Genomic DNA, 19,370 nt, shown 5'->3' on the forward strand with positions numbered 1-19,370 from the left:
CCGCGGGTCAGCCCTTGGCTGCCGGGGTTTCCGCCTTGACCTGCGCTTGAACGAGCTTGCGGCGGCGCCACAGCACCATCGGCATCGCGCCCGCGAGGCCGACCGCGGCGGGTGCCGCCGTGCCCATCGCGCTGAGGCCGGGCTGGTCGAAGGTGTCGGGGACGCCGAGCCAGTCGATGCGGTTGAGCGGCCAGGCGATGGTGAAGGCGCGGCCGACGACCTCGTCGGTGGAGACCGTGCCGCCGCCCGTCAGTTCCTGGTGGTAGCGGGAGTCGAGCGAGTTCTGGCGGTGGTCGCCCATCACCCAGATCCGCCCGTCGGGCACCTTGATCGGCCCGAACGGCATGTCGTCGCAGGCGCTGTCGCCCGGGAAGATGTACGGCTCCTTCAGGGCCTTGCCGTTGACCGTGACCGGTCCGCCCTTCTTGCACTCGACGGTGTCGCCGCCGACCGCGATGACCCGCTTGATCAGGTCCTTCTCCTCGGCGGACGGCATCAGGCCGATGAAGCTGAGGAACTTCTGCGCCGCGTTCGGGTTCGGCGTGGGCTCGCCGTCGAGCCAGCCGCCCGGGTCGTGGAAGACGACGACCTCGCCGCGCTGCGGCTCGGCGCCGAACCACGGGGTGAGCTTGTCGACCAGCACCCGGTCCCCGCGCTGCAGGGTGTCCTGCATCGAGTCGGACGGGATGGAGAACGCCTGGACCAGGAACGTCTTGATCAACAGGGCGAGGACCAGCGCGATGCCGATGAGGAGCGGCAGTTCCTTCCAGAAGGAACGCGGCTTCCTGGGGGTGCGCCCCTCGCCGTCACCGGGTCCTTCGCCATCGGTACCGCCGTCGCCCCGGCCGCTGTCCTGCGCCGGCACCAGGTGCTCGCCCGGGGGGCTGTTCGCCGGTTCCGCGGAGCCGTGGCCCGCGGCGGGGCCCGGGGAGGAATCGGCGAGCTGCTGCTCCGGCCGCTCCTCCGGCTCTTCGCGTCCGGATCGTGCGCCGACCGCCAAATCCCCCACATCCACTCCTCACTCTGTGCCACCGCCTGGCCCGTACGAGGCTCAGGCCCACCACTCCCATAACGAGCGGGAGTTCCGCAGGGGTCGGGGGCTGGGTCGCTTGGTCCGGCTGCGCCGCCGGATCTCGGGACGACACCCTATGCGACATACCCTGTGCGAAATCGCCGGGCGCGGCGGGCACCGAGCCGAAGGTGGGCGGCACCTCGAGTCTGCGCCAGTGCGAGAAAGGCCAGGCCACGACCACTGCGCGGCCCACCACCCCGCTCACCGGCACGGTGCCGTGCTGACCGTCGTCGAGGTGGTAGCGGGAGTCCGCGGAGTTGGACCGGTGGTCGCCCATGACGAAGATCCGGCCCTCGGGAACCTTTACTTCGAATTGGATGAGTGCGGGCGGATCGTCGGGCGGCGTGAAGACGTACGGCTCGTCGAGGGGGCGGCCGTTGACGGTGACCTTGCCGTCCTTGTCGCAGCATTTGACGGTGTCGCCGCCGACCCCGATGACGCGCTTGATGAGGTCCTGCTCGTTGTCGGAGGGCAGCAGGCCGATGAAGGTCAGGCCCTGTTTGACCTGTTTGACGACGACGGGGTCCTGGCTTGAGGGCGCCTTCTGTTCGCCCTTGAGCCAGCCGCCGGGGTCCTTGAAGACGACGACGTCGCCCCGTTCGGGCTCGGAGCCGAACCAGGGGGTGAGTTTGTCGACGAGGACGCGGTCGCCGATGGTGATGGTCTGCTGCATCGAGCCGGAGGGGATCACGAAGGCCTGGACGAGGAACGTCTTCAGGACGAGCGCGATGAGCAGCGCGACGGTGATCAGCAGCGGTATCTCGCGCACCGCGGACCTGCGTCTGCGCCGTTTGACCTTGCGGGCGAGCCTGCGCCGCTCGGCCCGGCCGCTCTGGCCGCGCCGCCCGGGGGCGGCCGGCGCGGGGGTGGGCCGGGTGCCGGTGGGCAGCGGCTGGTCGCCGGCGGGGGCGGTGGGGCGCGAGCGCCCGCGGCTACCCACGGCCGCCGCCCGGACCCCGTACGTCAGTGAAGGCGCCGGAGCCGCCGACCGAGGTCCAGCGTCCCAGCGGCCAGCCGATCCAGTCGGCCCGTCCGATCACCCGGTCCACCGGGACCATGCCGCCGCCGGGGTCGCCGAGGTGGTCGCGGGAGTCGCTGGAGCGGGAGCGGTGGTCGCCGAGGACCCACAGGGTGCCGTCGGGCACGACGATGTCGAAGGGCACCTGGGAGGGGCTGTCGCCGGGGTGGAGATAGGGCTCGTCGATGGCCGTGCCGTTCACCTGGATCCTCCCCCGCCGGTCGCAGCACACCACGTGGTCGCCGCCCACGCCGATGACGCGTTTGACGTAGTCGGTCTCGGCGGGCTCGGTCAGACCGAGGGCCGCTCCTGCTGAACGCACCGCGCGTCCCAGCGGGTTCCCCTCGTCGCCTTCTCGTACGAAGGAACCCCGTCCGTCGAAGACGACGACGTCGCCGCGTTCGGGCCTCGTGCCGAAGCGGTAGGCGAGCTTGTTGACGAGGACCCGGTCGCCGACCTGGAGAGTGGGTTCCATCGAGCCGCTGGGGATGAGGAAGGGCTGCACCACGAAGTGGCTGAGCAGCAGCAGGAAGACGACGCAGAGCGCGAACAGCGCCCCGGTCTTGCGCCAGGGGCCTTCGAGGCGGCCGGCCAGGGTGGTGAAACGCGCGGAGCGCGACCGTTGCGCGGGCCCCGGGTCGGGGGTCGCGCAACGGTCGCGCTCCGTGTGCTGTGCTTCGGTGTCCATCGGGGCCAGAGCTTATCCGGCCGCCGTCAGGCCCGTACGCGGGTGTGAGCCGGGGCTCAGCGGTCGCGCTTCTCCTTGATCTTCGCGGCCTTGCCGCGCAGCTCACGGAGGTAGTAGAGCTTGGCGCGACGGACGTCACCGCGGGTCACGACCTCGATCTTCTCGAAGATCGGGGAGTTCACCGGGAAGGTGCGCTCGACGCCGACGGAGAAGGAGACCTTGCGGACCGTGAAGGTCTCGGAGACACCGGCGCCCTGGCGGCGGATGACTACGCCCTTGAACTGCTGGATACGGGAGCGGTTGCCCTCGATCACGCGGACGTGGACGTTGACGGTGTCACCCGGGCGGAACGACGGGACGTCGCTGCGCAGCGTGGCGGCGTTGACGGAGTCGAGCAGGCTTGCCATGACTGACTACTTCCTCACTGATGCCACAGGTCATCAGCGGAATTCGAGATGAATGGGGTGCTGTGCGCGAAGGGCGGGCGTCGTTCCCCCTGTGGCAGGGGCGCCGGCTGAGCGTACGGCAGCGGCCTATTCTTCCACGGCCTGCGGCCTGCGCCAAAATCGGCCGCCGGGCTCGGGGGCCCAGCCGAGGATGGAGAGGGTTTCGCGGTCCTTCTTGTCGAAGGCGGCGGCCTCGCAGCGCTCGATCAGGTCGGGCCGGTTCAGGGCGGTGCGCTTGAACGCCTCGTCCCGCCGCCAGCGCGCGATCTTGCCGTGGTGGCCGCTGAGCAGGACGTCGGGGATGCCGTGGCCGCGCCACTCGGGGGGCTTGGTGTAGACGGGCCCTTCGAGGAGGTTGGCCATGGCGCCGGGTGCGAAGGAGTCGTCGCGGTGGGACTCGGCGTTGCCGAGGACGCCGGGCAGCAGCCGGGCCACCGCCTCGGTGATGACCAGGACCGCGGCCTCGCCGCCGGCCAGGACGTAGTCGCCGATGGACACCTCGTACACGGGCAGCCGGGTGGCGTACTCGTCCATGACGCGGCGGTCGATGCCCTCGTAGCGGGCCGGCGTGAAGATCAGCCAGGGCCGCTCGGAGAGTTCGACGGCGAGTTCCTGGGTGAAGGGGCGGCCGCTGGGTGTGGGCACGACGAGGACCGGGCCGTGCGCCCCGGCCTCGTAGCCGTCCGCGAGCGCGTCGTCGAGGCAGTCGCCCCAGGGCCCGGTCTTCATGACCATGCCGGGGCCACCGCCGTAGGGGGTGTCGTCGACCGTGTTGTGCCGGTCGTACGTCCAGTCCCGCAGGTCGTGGACGTGCACGTCGAGCTGGCCGCGGGCCCGGGCCTTGCCGACGAGCGAGACGTTCAGCGGTTCGAGGTACTCGGGGAAGATCGTGACGACGTCGAGCCGCATCAGCCGGCGTCCCCGGCGTGGTCGGCACCCTTGGCGGGCTCTTCGGAAGCTTCGGTCTCCTCGTCGCGCGCGGAGGCGATCTCGGCGCGGTCGTCGATCAGGCCGGGCGGCGGGTCGATGACCGCGCGCTGTGCCTCCAGGTCGATCTCGGTGACGATCTGTCCGACGAACGGGATCATGACCTCGCTGCCGTCGGGCCGCTCCACGATGAAGAGGTCCTGCGAGGGCAGGTGGGTGATCTCGGTGATGCGGCCGACCTCGGTGCCGTCGGCGAGGACCACGTCCAGGTCCATGAGCTGGTGGTCGTAGTACTCGTCGGGCTCTTCCGGCAGTTCGGCCGGGTCGACGTCGGCGATGAGCAGGGTGTTGCGCAGGGCCTCGGCGGCGGTGCGGTCGCGCACGCCCTCGAAGCGCAGCAGCAGCCGGCCGCTGTGCACCCGGCCGGTCTCGATGGTGAGCGGGCCCGCCGACGCCGGGTCGGTGGTGAGGACGGCGCCGGGGCCGAGCCTCAGCTCGGGCTCGTCGGTACGCACCTCGACGGTGACCTCGCCCTTGATGCCGTGGGCGCGGCCGATCCGCGCGACTACCAACTGCACGCTTGCTTCTCCTTCGGACAACTGCGGCCTCGTGGTGGCCGAGGCCTTCGTACCACTATGGCCCGGAATACGACTACGGGCCGGGGAGGGCGAGAAGCCCTCCCCGGCCCGAGCCGGCGTATCTAGGTAAAGCGACCCAACTGGTCAGCGAACCTGGTCCACGTCGACGAGGTCGACCCGGATGCCACGTCCGCCGATTGCGCCCACGACGGTGCGCAGGGCGCGAGCGGTGCGGCCGTTGCGGCCGATCACCTTGCCGAGGTCGTCGGGGTGGACCCGGACCTCCAGCACGCGCCCCCGGCGCAGGTTGCGCGAGGCGACCTGCACGTCGTCGGGGTTGTCGACGATGCCCTTCACGAGGTGCTCGAGAGCCTCCTCGAGCATGCTCAGGCCTCGGTCGACTCGGCGGCGGCCTCGGCCTCGTCCGCCTTCTTCTCGGTCTTCTTCGCCTTCTGGGTGATGGCCTCACCCTTGGCGTCGTCGCCCTCGAGGGTCTTGGCGAAGGCCTCGAAGGAAGCGCGCTTGTCTTCCTTCGCCTCCGGCTGCAGCAGCGGCGCGGGGGCCGGGAGGCCCTTGTGCGCCTGCCAGTCGCCGGTGAGCTTCAGGATGGCGAGGACGGCCTCGGTCGGCTGGGCGCCGACGGACAGCCAGTACTGCGCACGCTCGGCGTCGACCTCGATGCGCGAGGGGTTGTACGTCGGGTGGTACAGACCGATTTCCTCGATCGCGCGACCGTCACGGCGAGTGCGGGCGTCGGCGACGACGATGCGGTAGTGCGGCTGGCGAATCTTGCCGAGGCGCTTGAGCTTGATCTTGACTGCCACTGGAGTGGTGTCTCCTGGTCTTGACGTGGTTGGGCACATGAGATGCCACGTGGGGTTGCGGTACTCGGGTGCCCGATGGACGCGTCAGCCGGAGGCGAGAGGGTTCCTATGCGGCTGTCGAGTACAGCTAGCCATTGTGCCACACGCCTGGAGTGCGCACGCCGGGGGTCCGTGGGGCACCCCCGGGCGGCCCGCTCCCCCGGACCTGCCGCCCCTGCCGGCGGCCGGGCCCGGGGTCAGCCGGCCGCGGCGACCACCTCGGCCCCTTCCGGGATGCGGAACGGCTTGCCGCAGCCGCCGCAGACGATGGGCGCCTGGGCGAGCACGGACGGGACGACGCGTACGTTGCGCCCGCAGTCGCAGACCGCCTTGACCCGCACGCCTCCTCCGGAGGAGCCGTGCCGGGCGGCCGGTCCGCGGAAGGAGCGCTTGGTGTCGGCGGCGGTGGCGACGGTGTGCGCCTTGAGCGCGCGCTGCAGCCGTTCGATGGTCGGCCGGTAGCGGCGCCTTGCCTCGGCGTTCAGCGTGACCAGGGAGAAGCCGCTGCTGGGGTGCGGTTCCTCCGGATGGTCGAGGCCGAGCTCCTCGGCGATCGCCAGGAACCTCCGGTTGTGGTAGCGGCCGGCGCGGGAGGTGTCGCGTACACCGCGGGCGGCGGCAATGCCGTGGACTGCCTCATGGAGCAGTCGCTCGAAGGAGAGCTCGGCGCCACAGGCGGACGACGACTCTCCGATCAGGGACTCGGGCGCGGCTAGGTCCGGCAGCTCGGAGTGGTACCGCTGAATGTCGGCCCACGCCTGTGCCAGCTCTGCGGCGAGAACAGGTGGTGTCGTGCTCACGTCGTGACAACGAGCCGCAGGGCCGCTGTGTTCCTATTCCGGGGCATCCCAAATAATTTGCTCGTACCCGTCAGTTGGCATTGATGCGCGCGGACGAGGGCGGGTGCGCTGATCTGCGGAGAAGGCTCACAGCTCACACCAAGGTATGACGTAGCGGCGTGTACGCCCCGGCGTGTAGATGAAGTACCCACGCCGGGACGACCGTTGTCGGACGGTGCGCAAGAGGGGTTTCGGCCGACTGTGCGTGGCCGGTGCGCCACCGGTGCCGGGACGGACCCTCCTCAGTAGGCGCGGGCCACGATCGCGACCGTACCGGGTGCGTCGTCGGCGTCGGGCACGGACCCGTCCTCGGCGACCAGGCACCGTACGGAGACGGCCTGTTCGGCGAGCTTGGCCTCGCCCTCCGGGCCGAGTTCGGCCCACGGGATGCGCGCCCAGCCGCCGGCGATCGCGGCCTCGGCCGCCTCGGCGAGGGTGGCCACATCGCTGGTGCGGGATTCGCGGCGCTCGCGGGACTGCTTCAGGAGCAGCGCCTGGTCCTCTTCGAGGAGGGCGGGCAGGAGCTCGGCGAGGGCGTCGATGGAGACGGGCTCCTTGCCGCCTGGGATGCGGCGGGCCAGCATCGCGGTGCCCGCCTCCAGGTCGCGCGGGCCGATCTCGACGCGTACGGGGACGCCCTTGAGCTCCCAGTCCACGGCGCGGCGGCCGAAGGGGGTGTCGGTCCGGTCGTCGACCTGGACGCGCAGGCCCGCGGCCTTGAGCCGGTCGCCGACCTCGCGGACCTTGGCGACGGCCTCGTCGCCCTTGATCGCCACGACGACGACCTGGACGGCGGCGAGCCTGGGCGGCACCCGCAGTCCGCTGTCGTCGCCGTGCGACATGATCAGGCCGCCGACCATGCGGGTGGAGACGCCCCAGGAGGTCTGCCAGACCAGTTCCTGCTTGCCCTCCTTGGACAGGTACTGGGTGTTGAAGGCCTTGGCGAAGTTGGTGCCCAGTTCGTGGCTGGTGCCCATCTGCAGGGCCTTGCCGTCGCCCATCATCCCTTCGAGGGTGAGGGTGTTGATGGCTCCGGCGAAGCGCTCCTTGGCGGTCTTGCGGCCGAGGACGACGTCGATGCCGAGCACGTTGATCATGAAGTCGGCGTAGACGTCCCGGTGGATGCGCGCGGCGTAGTCGCGGGCGTCCTCGTAGGTGGCGTGGGCGGTGTGCCCTTCCTGCCACAGGAATTCGCTCGTACGGAGGAAGACGCGCGGGCGCATCTCCCAACGGACCACGTTCGCCCACTGGTTGATGAGCAGCGGCAGGTCGCGGTAGCTCTGGACCCACTTCGAGAAGTAGTCGTTGATGATCGTCTCGGAGGTGGGGCGGACCACGACGGGCTCGTCGAGCTCCTTGCCGCCACCGTGTGTGACCACCGCGAGCTCGGGCGCGAAGCCCTCGACGTGCTCAGCTTCGCGAGTCAGGTAAGACTGGGGGATGAAGAGCGGGAAGTAGGCGTTCTGGGCGCCTGCGTCCTTGATGCGTGCGTCCATCTCCTGCTGCATCCGCTCCCAGAGGCCGTAGCCGTACGGTCGGATCACCATGGTGCCGCGCACCGGACCGTTGTCCGCGAGCTCGGCCTTGTTGATCAGATCCTGGTACCAGCGCGGAAAGTCTTCCGCCTGGGGCGTGAGTACGGGTGCCTTTGCCATGGCGCGAATGGTACGGCGCCGGGGTCGCGGGGCGTGAATCGCCTTCCGGCCGCGGCTGGAGCGCGGTTGATGGCTCCGCCCTCTGGACGCGGGCCGGGATGCGGAGTTCCCTGGCATACGGGGGAAGTGCGTACGGACATTCACGGGGGGCTGTCAATCAGGGCACAGCTGACCTCTCGGCGGATTGGGGCGCTTTCCATGACACCAACGCTCGTCCGGCATCACTCCCGCACGGCCACCGCCCCTTCGGCGGGCACGACCGAGCGCGCGCGGGACTGGGCGGAGATCCAGGAACGGATGCTGGTCCCCCTCATCGAAGCGGCCTATGAACGGCTCGACGTGGGCCCGTCCACCCGGCTGCTCGGGCTCGGCTGCGGCTCGGGGCTCGCCCTGCTGGTCGCGGCGTCGCGCGGCGCGGCGGTGACCGGCGTGGACGGCCCCGAGCGGGTCGCGCGCCTGGCGCTGGCGCGGGAGCGGCTCGCCCCGGATTCCGGGCGCCTCGGCGGGGCGGGCAGGGGCCCGGCCCGGCTGGTGTCGGGCGGTCCCGCCGATGCGGCGGAGCCGGACCGGCCTCCGTACAACTTGATCACCGCTTTTGAGCCCATCGGCTGTGCGGCCGGCGATACGGAAGGCCTGGTGCCCGCCCTGGAGGCGGCCGTGGCGCTGGCCGAGCGCGGCAGCCCGGTGGTGCTGGCCGGCTGGGGGCCGCCGGAGCGGTGTGCCACCTCGGCGGTGCTGCGGGTGGCGACCCGGCTGACGACCCGCGTGAGCGATGCCCCGCGCTGGCGGCCGAGCCTGCGTGACGACCTGGAGGACGTGGCGGCCCGCGCCGGCCTCAAGCCGGACGGCTCGGGCCGGGTGGCGTGCCCGTTCGGATATGCGGATCTGGACAGTGCGATACGGGGTCTGATGTCGACCGGTGCCTTCGACGCGGCGGCCCGCGCCACCGACCAGGCGCAGGTGGAGAAGGAGATCGTCGAGGCGCTGCACGGTCATGTACGGCGCGACGGCACGGTGTGGATGCCGAACGTCTTCCGTTATCTGATCGCCCGCACCCCGTGAGTCATCTGTAACTCCCTTGCGGGAAAGGGCAGTTGGGGCGGCCTCGGTCTCGGTTCCGTCCCGCCTACGCCCCCGCCTTCGACAGGCGGGGGATGCCGGCCGCGCGGTAGGCCGCCTCCTCCTCCAGCGTCTCGTTGGCGAGCAGCGCCTCCGCGAGGGCGTCCAGCTTGTCGCGGTTGTCGCGAAGGAGCCGGCACGCCTTGTCGTAGCACTCGTCGACGATGCGGCGCATTTCGACGGCGATGGTGTCCAGGGTGCCGGGCGCGGCCGAGAGCCCGTAGGCCTGCTGGGCGTCGCCCGGCAGCGCGGACAGCGGGCCGATCTTCTCGCTCATGCCCCAGCGGCCGACCATGCCGCGCACGATGTTGGTGACCTGTTCCAGGTCGTTCTCGGCGCCGGTGGTGATCACGTCGAAGACGATCTGCTCGGCCGCCATGCCGCCGAGCGCCCCGATCACGCGGCCGCGCAGATATTCCTCGGTGTAGGCGTACTTGTCGGCGTCCGGGGTGGACAGGGTGACGCCGAGCGCGCGGCCGCGCGGCACGATGGTGACCTTGCGGACCGGGTCGGCGCCGGGCTGGAGCATGCCGAGCAGCGCGTGGCCGCTCTCGTGGTAGGCGGTGCGCCGACGCTCCTCGTACGGCATCACCAGGGGCCGTTCCGCGCCGAGTTGGACCTTTTCGAGGGCGTCGGAGAGGTCGGACTGGGTCACCTCGCGCTGCTGGCGCTTGACGGCGAGCAGGGCCGCCTCGTTGGCGAGGTTGGCGAGGTCGGCTCCGGTCATGCCGGGTGTGGTGCGGGCGACCTGTTCGAGGTCGACGTTCGGCGCCATCGGGATCTCACGGGTGTGGATCTTCAGGATGGCCTCGCGGCCGCCCCGGTCGGGCGGGCTGACGTGGACGATGCGGTCGAAGCGGCCGGGCCTGGTGAGCGCCGGGTCCAGAACGTCGGCCCGGTTGGTGGCGGCCAGCACGATGACGCCTTCGGAGCCGGTGAAGCCGTCCATCTCGGTGAGGATCTGGTTGAGGGTCTGTTCGCGTTCGTCGTGGCCGCCCATGCCGGAGCCGCCGCCACGGGCCCGGCCGATGGTGTCGATCTCGTCGATGAAGACGATCGCGGGGGCGACCTTGCGGGCCTCGGCGAACAGCTCGCGTACGCGGGACGCTCCGACGCCGACGATCATCTCGATGAACTCGGAGGCCGAGGCCGAGAAGAACGGCACCCCGGCCTCCCCCGCGACGGCCCGTGCGAGCAGTGTCTTGCCGGTGCCGGGCGGGCCCGCGAGGAGGACGCCGCCGGGCATGCGGGCGCCCATCTCGTGGTAGGCGGCCGGGTTCTTGAGGAAGTCGACGACGTCGTTGAGTTCGCCCTCGACCTCGTCGATGCCGGCCACGTCCTGGAAGGTGGTGCGCTTGTCGTCGGCCATCTCGACCGGTTTGGGCGGGGTCTTGCGGCCGAGCATCCCGCCGGCGCCGCCGCCGAGTCCCGCGCTCATGCGCCGGGCGATGAACAGCCACAGGACGACGAGCAGCAGCATCGGGGCGAGCGAGATCAGCAGGTTGGCGAGGAAGCTGCGGTGTTCGACGACGGGCTCGGCGGTGACGGTGACGTTCTGCTTGGTCAGCTGGGCCCACAGGTCGTCGTCGGCGAAGGTGGGGCGCTGGGTGGTGAACTTCGTGTAGTCGCCGCTGCCCTCGCCGGAGGGTACGGGCGCCTTGTTCTTGAGCTGGCCCTGGATGGCGTCGCCCTTGGCGTAGATCTTGGAGACGTTGCCTGCCGTGACCTGCTTGCTGAACTCGGTGTACGAGACGGTCGGCTCGTCGCCGTCGTTGAAGAACGACAGGATCAGATTGGTGATCAGGTAGACGATCAGGGCCGTGAGGATGAGCCGGCCCCAGCCGCCGGGCATCTTCTTCTTCGGAGCGGGCGGCGGAGGCGCCCCTTCCGAGCGCCACGGTTGGTCGGGGCGGTCGCGCGGGGGTACGGAAGTGGGCACGTGCTCTCCTCTTGGCCGGTACGCGCCATTATTGGAGACCCGCGCAAAGAGGGCATTCCGGGCGGGTCCTGACGGGGTGCCCGCCCGCGTGGGCGTGCGGCGCCGACATACGCGTGGGGCGCCTTCCCGGTCCACCGGGAGGCGCCCCACACAGCCGTACGCGGGCGGTCAGCCCATGAACTTCTTGAACTCGTCGGGCAGCTCGAAGTTCTTCTGCTCCTCGGCGGACGGCAGTCCCAGCGCGCCGCCCTGGGCCTTGCGCTCGGCGGCCGCGGCCTCCTCGGCCTTGCGCTTCATCGGGTTGCCGCTCTTGCGCTTGCCCTTGCCCTGCTTGATCTGCTTCTTCTGCCGGCCGGGGCCGCCGCCCATGCCCGGCATCCCCGGCATGCCCGGCATGCCGCCGCCCTGGGCCATCCGGGACATCATCTTGCGGGCGTCGAAGAAGCGCTCGACGAGGTTCTTCACCGCGCTGACCTCGACGCCGGAGCCCTTGGCGATACGGGCGCGGCGCGAGCCGTTGATGATGGTCGGGTCGTGGCGCTCGCCGGGGGTCATCGACTTGATGATGGCCGCGGTGCGGTCCACGTCCCGCTCGTCGATGTTGTTGATCTGGTCCTTGATCTGCCCCATGCCGGGCAGCATGCCGAGCAGCTTGGAGATGGAGCCCATCTTGCGGACCTGCTCCATCTGGGCCAGGAAGTCGTCGAGCGTGAAGTCCTTGCCCTTGCTGGACGCCAGCTTGGAGGCCATCTTCTCGGCCTCGGCCTGGCTGAAGGTCTTCTCCGCCTGCTCGATCAGGGTGAGCAGGTCACCCATGTCGAGGATGCGGGACGCCATCCGGTCCGGGTGGAAGGCGTCGAAGTCCTCCAGCTTCTCGCCGTTGGAGGCGAACATGATCTGCTTGCCCGTGACGTGGGCGATCGAGAGCGCCGCGCCGCCCCGGGCGTCGCCGTCGAGCTTGGAGAGCACCACGCCGTCGAAGCCGACGCCGTCGCGGAAGGCCTCGGCGGTGTTGACCGCGTCCTGGCCGATCATCGCGTCGACGACGAAGAGGACCTCGTCGGGGCTGACGGCGTCGCGGATGTCCGCGGCCTGCCGCATCAGTTCCTGGTCGATGCCGAGGCGTCCGGCGGTGTCGACCACGACCACGTCGTACTGCTTGGACCGGGCGTACTCGATCGAGTCCTGCGCGACCTTGACCGGGTCGCCGACGCCGTTGCCCGGCTCCGGGGCGTAGACCGCGACTCCGGCGCGCTCGGCGACGACGCTCAGCTGGTTGACGGCGTTGGGGCGCTGGAGGTCACAGGCCACCAGGAGCGGGGAGTGACCCTGCCCCTTCAGCCACTTGCCGAGCTTTCCGGCGAGGGTGGTCTTACCGGCACCCTGGAGACCCGCGAGCATGATCACGGTCGGCGCGGTCTTGGCGAACCTCAGGCGCCGGGTCTCGCCGCCGAGGATGCCGATGAGCTCCTCGTTGACGATCTTGATGACCTGCTGGGCGGGGTTGAGGGCCTGGGAGACCTCGATGCCGGACGCGCGCTCCTTGACCTGCTTGATGAAGGCGCGGACTACGGGCAGCGCGACGTCGGCCTCGAGGAGCGCGATGCGGATCTCGCGCGCCGTGGCGTCGATGTCCGCCTCGCTCAAGCGTCCTTTGCCCCGGAGGTTCTTGAACGTCGCACTCAGGCGGTCGGAAAGGGTATCGAACACGGTGGTCGCGGGTCCTCGGCTCGTGGGGCGGTCGGGTGGGAACCTGTGTCCGCGCCCCGGCCGGATCGGCGCGCGGCGTCTGGTGCGGGCGATCGCAAGGCGCCGGAAGGTTCTGGTGGCGGAGCCACCAGGGCCTTTCGGCGACGCGGCGAGCGTGCGTGCCAGGCGTCGTGCGCCCGGCCGGGACGCGGACACAGGCTTCGAACGTCCCCCAGGGTATCCCGGCGGGTGGGGGTACGCGGGGGTGCCCGCACAGCCCTTCCCCCGCCGGGCACGCTCACACCGGCCCGGGCACCGCTCCCAGGGCCGACTCCAGCTGCCGGGCCACCTCCGCCGCCTCCCCCGGCTCAAGGGCCGCACCGTGAGCGTCCGTCACGTAGAAGGCGTCCACGGCGTTGGAGCCCAGCGTCGAGACGTGTGCGGAGCGCACCCGTACGCCCGCGCTCTCCAGGGCGTGGCCGATGCGGTGCAGGAGGCCGGGGACGTCCTGGGCGCGGACCTCGATGACGGTGGCGTGCCGGGAGGCCGACGGAGCCACGGTCACCCGGGGCGGTGGGGCTTGGGCGCCGCGGCGGCGCGGGTAGGCGGCTTCGCGCTCGGCGAGGCGGGCCTCGATGTCGAGGGAGCCCGCGAGGGCCCGCACCAGGTCGGCCCGGAGCCGGGCGGCCTGCGGCAGGGAGCCGTACGCGGCGGCCACCCGCCAGTCCAGGAGCAGGACCGAGCCGCCGACCGGGTCGGGGAGTTCGACCGCGCGCAGGTCGGCGGCGCGGACGGTGAGGCGGTGCAGGGCGAGCACGCCGGCCGTCACGGGCAGCACGGCGGGCTGGTCGGGGACGGCGATCAGGAGTTCCACGCCGAGGGGTTCGTGTTCGTCCGAGCCGTCGGTACGGGCCCGCAGGGCGAGGACGGGCCCGCCGGTGCGGTGGGCCTCCACGGCGAGGCGTTCCTGTTCGGCGGTGACCGCCGCGGGTTCGGGGTCGACGGGCCTGCCCGCGAGGACCGCCGAGGCCCGCCCGGCCAGGTCGGCGACGAGCGAGCCGCGCCAGGAGGACCAGGCCGCGGGGCCGGTGGCCAGCGCGTCCGCCTCGGTGAGGGCGTGCAGCAGTTCCAGAGTGCCCGTCGAGCCGACCGCCTCGGCGACCGAGCGGACGGTCACCGGGTCGTCGAGGTCGCGCCGGGTGGCGGTCTCGATGAGCAGCAGGTGATGGCGTACGAGGGTGGCGATGACGGCCACGTCGGCGGGGTCGAAGCCGATCCGGGTGGCGACGTCGCGGGCGATGGTCTCGCCGGCCACCGAATGGTCGCCGGGCCAGCCCTTGCCGATGTCGTGAAGCAGGGCGGCGACCAGGAGCAGGTCGGGGCGGTGCACGCGGCGGGTGAGGTGGGAGGCGCGCACCGCCGTCTCGACGAGGTGGCGGTCCACGGTCCAGGTGTGCACGGCGTTGCGCTGGGGCCGGCAGCGCACCCGCTCCCAGTCGGGAAGCAGCGCGGTGATGAGCCCTTCCGCTTCGAGGGCCTCCCACACGGCGACGGTGGACTCGCCCGCGCCGAGCAGCGTGACGAGCCGGTCGCGGGCCTCGGCGGGCCAGGGCGTGGGCAGCGGGGCCGCCGTGCTCGCCAGGTGGCGTACGGCGTGCAGGGAGATGGGCAGGCCTGCCTCGGCGGCCGCGGCGGCGGCGCGCAGCGCGAGGACGGGGTCCTTCTCGGGGCGGGCGGCGAGCGCGAGCCCGACCTCGCCGTCCTGTTCGACGACGCCTTCGGCGAGCGGGGTGCGCTCGGGCGCGCCGGGGCGGCCGCCGCCGAAGAGCTGGCGCAGGCGGGGCCGGGCGGAGCGGGCGCGCAGCACCCGGCCGACCTCGCGCCAGGTGACGTCGCCGGCGTAGGCGATGACGCGGGCCGACTCCGAGACCTGACGCAGCATCACATCGGCGTCGAGGAGGTCCAGTTCGGCCGCCACCGCGTCCTGCTCCTGGAGGGCGAGGCGGTCGGTGGCGCGGCCGGTGCACAGGTGCAGCGCGTCGCGTACGTCGAGCAGGCGGCGCCTGGCCTCGGTGAGGCCCTCCCGGGGGGCGTCCGCGAGCCAGGACGCGGCGACCGCGCGCAGGGCGGTCGCGTCCCGCAGTCCGCCCCTGGCCTCCTTGAGGTCGCCTTCGAGGAGGTACTGCAACTCGCCCTGGCGCTGCGCCCGTTCACGGCACAGTTCGTCGAGCTCGGGCAGCCGTCGGGGGGCGGTGTTGCGCCAGTCGGCGAGGACGGTGGTGCGCAGCGCGGTGGTGAGGCCGAGGTCGCCCGCGACATGGCGGGCGTCCAGGAGGCCGAGCTGCACCTTGAGGTCCTCCCCCGCCGTCCTGCGCGCCTGGGCCGGGGTGCGTACCGAGTGGTCGAGGGCGAGGCCGAGGTCCCACACCGGGTACCAGATCCGGTCGGCGAGCAGGGCGAGCGCTCCGGCGTCGGCCCGCCCGTCGTGCAGGAGCAGCAGGTCGAGGTCGCTGCGCGGGGAGAGTTCGCCGCGCCCGTAGCCGCCGACCGCGACCAGGGCCGCGCCGCCCACCCCGGCCGCCTCGGCGGCGCCGGCGAACAGGGTGGCCAGCCAGTCGTCGGTCAGCTGGGACAGGGCCGTGCGGCGCGGCGGCCCGGACCGCCCCTTCTCGGTGAGAAGGCGCAGCCGGGCCGCCGCGTAGCCGCCGGGCTCCGAGTCGCCGTCGTTGGATCCGGTACTCACTTCAACGCTCGTCACCCAGCAGCTCCTTGCCGTGTCCAGCGGGCGTCCGGCGGTTCGCGGCCGCGGCCCGCCGGACGCCCCTACAGTGCGTCAGGTCCGCGTTCGCCGGTCCGCACCCGGACGGCGGTCTCGACGGGCACGCTCCACACCTTGCCGTCGCCGATCTTTCCGGTGCGGGCGGCCTTGACGACGACGTCGATGAGTTCCTCGGCGTCCTCGTCCTCGACCAGGACCTCTATGCGGATCTTGGGGACGAGGTCGACGGTGTACTCGGCGCCGCGGTAGACCTCGGTGTGGCCGCGCTGGCGGCCGTATCCGCTGGCCTCGGTGACGGTCAGGCCCTGGACGCCGAAGGCCTGGAGGGCTTCCTTGATCTCGTCGAGCCGGTGCGGCTTGACGACCGCGGTGATGAGCTTCATGCGTCCACCTTCTTGTTCGCTGCCACGTCGCCCGGGGCCGGCACGGCCTTGCGGGGGGCGGTGCCGCCGCCCGCGCCGCTGAAGTCGTACGCCGTCTCGGCGTGCTCGACCTGGTCGATGCCGGAGACCTCGTCGTCCTCGGGCACCCGCATCCCGATCGTCTTGTCGAGGGCGAAGGCGAGGACCGCGGAGACCACGAGGGAGTAGCCGAGGACCGCGCCGACCCCGATGGCCTGCTTGCCGAGCTGGTCCAGGCCGCCCCCGTAGAAGAGGCCCTTGGCGGTGGACTGTACGCCGCCGGTGGCGAAGAGGCCGACGAGCAGCGAGCCGGTGATGCCGCCGACCATGTGGACGCCGACGACGTCGAGCGAGTCGTCGAATCCGAAGCGGTACTTGAGGCCGACGGCCATGGCGCACAGGACACCGGCGACGGCGCCGATCGCGATCGCGCCGAGCGGGCTGACGCAGCCGCCGGAGGGGGTGATCGCGACGAGGCCCGCGACCGCGCCGGAGGCGGCGCCGAGGGTGGTGAAGGAGCCGTGGCGCAGCTTCTCGTAGAGGAGCCAGGCGAGCATGGCCGCGGCCGTGGCGACCTGGGTGTTGATGAACATCACGGCGCCCACGCCGTCGTCGTTGCCGAGCCAGGAGCCGGCGTTGAAGCCGAACCAGCCGAACCACAGCAGGGCCGCGCCGAGCATGACGAGCGGCAGGCTGTGCGGCCGCATCGGGTCCTTCTTGAAGCCGACGCGCTTGCCGATGACCAGGATCACGCCGAGGGCGGCCGCACCCGCGTTGATGTGCACGGCGGTGCCGCCGGCGAAGTCGATGACGCCCTTCTTGAAGAGCCAGCCGTCCGAGGCCCACACCCAGTGCGCGACGGGGAAGTAGACGACGGTGACCCACAGGGCGGTGAACAGCGACCAGGCGGTGAACTTGACGCGGTCGGCGAGGGCGCCGCTTATGAGCGCGGGCGTGATGACGGCGAACATCAGCTGGAAGACGGCGAAGACGTAGATCGGGATGGTGTATCCGGGCCAGAGCTGGACCAGGCCGATGCCGCTGAGCCCGAAGTAGTCCTTGGACCAGCCGATGAAGCCGTTGCTCTCGCCGAAGGTCAGGCTGAACCCGTAGAGCACCCACAGGATCGTGACGATGCCGAGGCTGATGAAGCTCATCATCAGCATGTTGAGGGTGCTCTTGACGCGGACCATGCCTCCGTAGAAGAAGGCGAGGCCGGGCGTCATGATCATCACCAGCGCTGAGCAGATCAGCATGAATCCGGTGTTGGCGCTGGACAGCTGCGGAGCGTCAGCTGCGAGCGTGATGCCTGGAGGCATCGGCGTCTCCTCGTCGTCGGTACGGCCCGTGCGGGGGCGTTACTCGGGCGGGAACTGGCTGGGGGCCGGTTATGCGCCATGAGGTTGTCCCAGCACGGTTTCCGTCGATGCCGCTCGATGTTTCACCGCAGTGACGAAGGAGGCGGGCGTGTTACACACCGGTGAACTGCCGGATCAGCCGGGGTGCGGCCCCTGCCGTCCGGGGCGTCCGCACCGGGCGGACCGGCCGCGACGCCACCCGTTTGACCTGGCGTGGGGGAGCCGAGTCGGGCTGAACGGGGTGGGTGTCGCGGCCGGGGTCTTGTATGCCGTCGCGGGGCCGGGCGACGGCGGGTGACTCAGACGGCCTCGGCCGTCTCGGGCAGCTCCCTGGTGAGCAGGTCGGTCATCCGGACCACCTCGGCGACGTCCGAGAAGTCACGGGCGGCGGTGTCGACGGTCTTGCGCAGCCGGGTGTTGACCCGCTCGGAGCGGACCCGCTTGGCGACCCGGAGGGCCTGCTCGGCCAGCACGGTCGACTGCTCGGGCTCCCGCTTGAGCAGGTGCACGGTGGCCATCCCGATGAGGTTCAGGGCGTAGCTGCGCTGGTGCTCCTCGTCCTTGCCGAACAGGGCCACGGCCTGTTCCATCACGGGCTCGGCGAGCGAGGCGTAGGTGGGGCTGCGGCCGGCCACGTAGGCCAGGTCACGGTAGGAGTGGGCGTTCTCCCCGTTGAGCTCCGCCTCCGAGAAGAAGCGGATCCAGTCGGGCTCCGGCTCGCCGTCGAGCCCGGCGTCGCCGAAGGTGTCCTCGGCCATCCGGACGGCGCGCTTGGTCTTGCTGGGCTGCCCCATGTTGGCGTATGCGCGGGCCTCCATCGCATACAGCATGGCCTGGGTGCGGGCGGTGGCGCAGTCGCGGCTGCCGTACTGGGCGAGGTGGATGAGTTCGAGGGCGTCGTCGGGCCGGCCGAGGTGGATCATCTGGCGGCTCATGGAGGACAGGATGTACGAGCCGAGCGGCTTGTCGCCCGCCTCCTTGGAGGCGTGCAGGGCGAGCACGAAGTACTTCTGGGCGGTGGGCTGGAGGCCGACGTCGTAGCTCATCCAGCCCGCCAGCTCGGCGAGTTCGGCCGCGCACTTGAACAGGCGCTTGGAGGTGGCGGCCGGCTGGGGCTCCTGGAGCAGGTCGGTGACCTCGTGGAGCTGGCCGACCACGGCCTTGCGGCGCAGCCCGCCGCCGCACTGGGCGTCCCACTGGCGGAACATCGCGGTGGTGGATTCGAGCAGTTCCAGCTCGGGCCGCGAGAGCCGGGAGGGGCGCCGCGCGCTCGCGGCGGTCTCCGGCGGCCCGGGGTCGCTGGTGAGCGAGGGGACCAGCCAGCGCTGCATGGGCTCGATCAGGGAGGGGCCCGCGGCCAGCATCAGCGAGGTGCCGAGGAAGCCGCGCCGGGCGAGCATGAGGTCGCTGCGCGAGAACTCGCTGAGCAGCGACACCGTCTGGGGCCCTGCCCAGGGCAGGTCGACCCCGGAGACCGAGGGCGACTGGTGGGCCTGGCGCAGGCCGAGGTCCTCGATCGCGACGATGCTCCCGAAGCGCTCCGAGAACAGCTCCGAGAGGATGCGGGGAATGGGCTCGCGCGGCATCTCGCCGTCGAGCCAGCGCCGGACTCTGGACGTGTCGGTGCTGATGTGGTGGGCGCCCATCTGGCGCGCCCGCCGGTTGACCTGGCGCGCCAGCTCGCCCTTCGACCAGCCGCTGCGTACGAACCACGAACCCAGCTGCTCGTTGGGGCGCTTTCCGGCGCTCGTACCGCTAGCCCCACTGCCGCCCACTGGAACGCCCCCAATCTGCTGAAGCCTCATGTGCGTCGGTTGTGCGTCGATCGCGCGAACCCCTATCAGAATGCCGCTAGTTGGGCTCCCTGTCCCGCGGTTGCACCCGCCCGGACCGGAAACCGCCTTGCCTCCGGCATACCCGCGGGTGCGCATACCCCCAAGGTCCGTGTACCGACGGTAATCCTACGATCACCCGTCCGGCCATGGCGATTCCAGAAACG

The 19,370-nt window shown here is 71.4% G+C and carries 16 protein-coding genes and 1 pseudogene; 1 reads left to right on the forward strand and 16 read right to left on the reverse strand.

Annotated features, from left to right (window positions below; translation table 11 throughout):
- Window positions 1-7 precede the first annotated feature (7 nt).
- The 10 genes and pseudogenes from lepB (ACFYZA_RS18860) to proS all read right to left on the reverse strand — a co-directional run bounded on the left by lepB (ACFYZA_RS18860) (window position 8) and on the right by proS (window position 8,086).
- Window positions 8-1,000: a signal peptidase I gene (gene lepB, locus ACFYZA_RS18860; RefSeq protein WP_388491985.1), complete on the reverse strand. Its 993-nt coding sequence runs from the start codon at window positions 998-1,000 to the stop codon at window positions 8-10.
- Window positions 942-2,012: pseudogene (gene lepB, locus ACFYZA_RS18865) on the reverse strand (signal peptidase I); the annotation flags it as partial. The gene lepB (ACFYZA_RS18860) and the pseudogene lepB (ACFYZA_RS18865), both read right to left, overlap by 59 nt.
- Window positions 2,005-2,778, reverse strand: a complete 774-nt coding sequence (lepB, locus tag ACFYZA_RS18870) for a signal peptidase I (RefSeq protein ID WP_388491706.1) — start codon at window positions 2,776-2,778, stop codon at window positions 2,005-2,007. The gene lepB (ACFYZA_RS18870) and the pseudogene lepB (ACFYZA_RS18865), both read right to left, overlap by 8 nt.
- 56 nt (window positions 2,779-2,834) lie before the next feature.
- Window positions 2,835-3,185, reverse strand: coding sequence for a 50S ribosomal protein L19 (rplS, locus tag ACFYZA_RS18875; RefSeq protein WP_100577961.1), 351 nt, complete (start codon window positions 3,183-3,185; stop codon window positions 2,835-2,837).
- 126 nt (window positions 3,186-3,311) lie between these two features.
- The gene (gene trmD / locus ACFYZA_RS18880) at window positions 3,312-4,133 is read right to left on the reverse strand and encodes a tRNA (guanosine(37)-N1)-methyltransferase TrmD (RefSeq protein ID WP_382595088.1); all 822 of its coding nucleotides are present in this window, start codon (window positions 4,131-4,133) and stop codon (window positions 3,312-3,314) included.
- A complete protein-coding gene (gene rimM / locus ACFYZA_RS18885; RefSeq protein ID WP_388491708.1) occupies window positions 4,133-4,729 on the reverse strand; it encodes a ribosome maturation factor RimM in 597 nt (198 codons plus the stop codon). The genes trmD and rimM overlap by 1 nt, the downstream gene beginning before the upstream one ends.
- A gap of 144 nt (window positions 4,730-4,873) precedes the next feature.
- Window positions 4,874-5,113 carry an RNA-binding protein gene (locus ACFYZA_RS18890; protein WP_005311361.1) on the reverse strand — a complete coding sequence of 80 codons (240 nt, stop codon included), beginning with the start codon at window positions 5,111-5,113 and terminating at the stop codon, window positions 4,874-4,876.
- A gap of 2 nt (window positions 5,114-5,115) precedes the next feature.
- Complete coding sequence (gene rpsP / locus ACFYZA_RS18895; protein ID WP_161245001.1) at window positions 5,116-5,553, reverse strand: 30S ribosomal protein S16; 438 nt, start codon at window positions 5,551-5,553, stop codon at window positions 5,116-5,118.
- A gap of 236 nt (window positions 5,554-5,789) precedes the next feature.
- Window positions 5,790-6,392, reverse strand: a complete 603-nt coding sequence (locus tag ACFYZA_RS18900) for a hypothetical protein (protein ID WP_100577957.1) — start codon at window positions 6,390-6,392, stop codon at window positions 5,790-5,792.
- A gap of 281 nt (window positions 6,393-6,673) precedes the next feature.
- On the reverse strand, window positions 6,674-8,086 hold the full coding sequence (gene proS, locus ACFYZA_RS18905; protein ID WP_382595080.1) for a proline--tRNA ligase: 1,413 nt from the start codon (window positions 8,084-8,086) through the stop codon (window positions 6,674-6,676).
- Between the two features lie 198 nt (window positions 8,087-8,284).
- Between proS and ACFYZA_RS18910 the strand changes: the two genes are divergently transcribed.
- Complete coding sequence (locus ACFYZA_RS18910) at window positions 8,285-9,148, forward strand: SAM-dependent methyltransferase (RefSeq protein ID WP_388491711.1); 864 nt, start codon at window positions 8,285-8,287, stop codon at window positions 9,146-9,148.
- Window positions 9,149-9,212: 64 nt separating this feature from the next.
- Here the strand turns inward: ACFYZA_RS18910 and ftsH are convergent, their stop codons facing one another.
- From ftsH to ACFYZA_RS18940, 6 genes are all read right to left on the reverse strand, one after another.
- Window positions 9,213-11,057, reverse strand: a complete 1,845-nt coding sequence (gene ftsH, locus ACFYZA_RS18915) for an ATP-dependent zinc metalloprotease FtsH (RefSeq protein WP_388491986.1) — start codon at window positions 11,055-11,057, stop codon at window positions 9,213-9,215.
- Window positions 11,058-11,312: 255 nt separating this feature from the next.
- Complete coding sequence (ffh, locus tag ACFYZA_RS18920; protein WP_382595071.1) at window positions 11,313-12,854, reverse strand: signal recognition particle protein; 1,542 nt, start codon at window positions 12,852-12,854, stop codon at window positions 11,313-11,315.
- A 277-nt stretch (window positions 12,855-13,131) separates the two neighbouring features.
- The gene (locus ACFYZA_RS18925; protein WP_382595068.1) at window positions 13,132-15,591 is read right to left on the reverse strand and encodes a [protein-PII] uridylyltransferase; all 2,460 of its coding nucleotides are present in this window, start codon (window positions 15,589-15,591) and stop codon (window positions 13,132-13,134) included.
- Between the two features lie 65 nt (window positions 15,592-15,656).
- Window positions 15,657-15,995 carry a P-II family nitrogen regulator gene (locus tag ACFYZA_RS18930; protein WP_161244991.1) on the reverse strand — a complete coding sequence of 113 codons (339 nt, stop codon included), beginning with the start codon at window positions 15,993-15,995 and terminating at the stop codon, window positions 15,657-15,659.
- Window positions 15,992-17,332 (reverse strand): ammonium transporter, encoded by a 1,341-nt coding sequence (locus ACFYZA_RS18935; RefSeq protein ID WP_388491715.1) that lies wholly within the window; start codon window positions 17,330-17,332, stop codon window positions 15,992-15,994. Before ACFYZA_RS18935 ends, ACFYZA_RS18930 begins: the two co-directional genes overlap by 4 nt.
- Before the next feature lie 338 nt (window positions 17,333-17,670).
- The gene (locus ACFYZA_RS18940; RefSeq protein WP_382595126.1) at window positions 17,671-19,146 is read right to left on the reverse strand and encodes a hypothetical protein; all 1,476 of its coding nucleotides are present in this window, start codon (window positions 19,144-19,146) and stop codon (window positions 17,671-17,673) included.
- Window positions 19,147-19,370 lie beyond the last annotated feature (224 nt).

Origin of the sequence: Streptomyces sp. NPDC001828, assembly GCF_042892175.1 — a bacterium.
In the GTDB taxonomy this organism is placed as follows: Bacteria; Actinomycetota; Actinomycetes; order Streptomycetales; family Streptomycetaceae; genus Streptomyces.